Origin of the sequence: Flavobacterium sp. C3NV, from assembly GCF_046825355.2 — a bacterium.
Lineage (GTDB): Bacteria > Bacteroidota > Bacteroidia > Flavobacteriales > Flavobacteriaceae > Flavobacterium.
In genome coordinates, this window is the sequence record NZ_JBKQBJ020000034.1 from 1 (window position 1) to 1,231 (window position 1,231).

Genomic DNA, 1,231 nt, shown 5'->3' on the forward strand with positions numbered 1-1,231 from the left:
GTAAATAGTATTCATTTTTTGATGCTAAGGCAAATGCTTGTTTGAGCAGTTTGTTTGCTACAGCGATTAAAGCTATTTTCTTAGCCTTTCCTTTTTCGACTAACCTATCATATAATTCTTTGCAAGCATTATTACATTTTTTAGCAGACCAGGAGCAGACATATAACATTGCCCTAATTCTGCTCATACCCATTTTGCAAATTTTAGATTTTCCTTTTACGCTAGTTCCAGATTCGAAAATACGAGGACTTATTCCAACGTAAGAACTCAATTGTCTTGCATTATCAAATTTTGTAAAACCGCCGCTTATTACAATCAATAACATAGCAGTTTTTGTTCCTATCCCAGGTATACTCTTTAATTGTTGAAAAAGTTCATTATGTTGATCCTTTATAATTACAGCCATTTTATTCTCAATAAGAGCAATTTCATCTTCTAATAACAATATCATTTTCTCTAAACTTTCCTTTAATGCCAAAGATTCTGCCACATTGTACTTAAAAGCTTCTTGCTGTCTGATAAGACCTGTTCTGGATTTATTCATTTGCTCAACATAAGCATGCATTTGCTTTATCTCCAATACATAGTCTGCTTCTGGCTTCCATAAATTTGGAGTTTGACTCTTTCCATATTCAGCAATCATTACAGCATCTTTTTTATCCGTTTTTGTTCGTGACATTCGCATTTGGCTAAAACGTCTGATTACTAGAGGATTTATTACACAAACTGAGATCTTGCTATTAAAAAGAAATGCAGCTAATTTTAAGTAATAAGGTCCGCTGGCTTCCATTACACATATAGCATAATTTTGATTTAATAACTCTCTAAACTTTATAAAACCTTCATTATCATTACTAAACTTAAAATGTGAATATTTCTCATTCTTCATTTTGACAGCAACATCAAAACTTAATTTTGATATGTCAATTCCGATGTAATTTTTGTTTTTTGTCATAACTTTGTTTTTAGGTAAAAAGTAAACGGAAGAAATCTGCTATTGACTTATCAATCCTAAATACAGGCTCCCAGGCCTAATGAACTGTCCAAGCTCAAAAGCAGAGAGGGAAAGGAACTACCATTTCGAACAGTCTATGATGACAAATGACAAGTTTTAGTTTTTATCTTTCCCTTTCTTCTGTTGAAAAATCTCAACATAAATTTACTAAAAACATTAATCCTTCTATAGTACAAACATAGGATGACAAGCCGGATGTAAAACACTTAATCAAAA

Annotated in this window: 1 protein-coding gene; it reads right to left on the minus strand. The window is 31.8% G+C overall.

Annotated features, from left to right (window positions below):
- Window positions 1-955: IS110 family RNA-guided transposase (locus ACIDC4_RS24580; RefSeq protein WP_488381176.1), on the minus strand; the 955-nt coding region annotated here is incomplete at its 3' end.
- Window positions 956-1,231 lie beyond the last annotated feature (276 nt).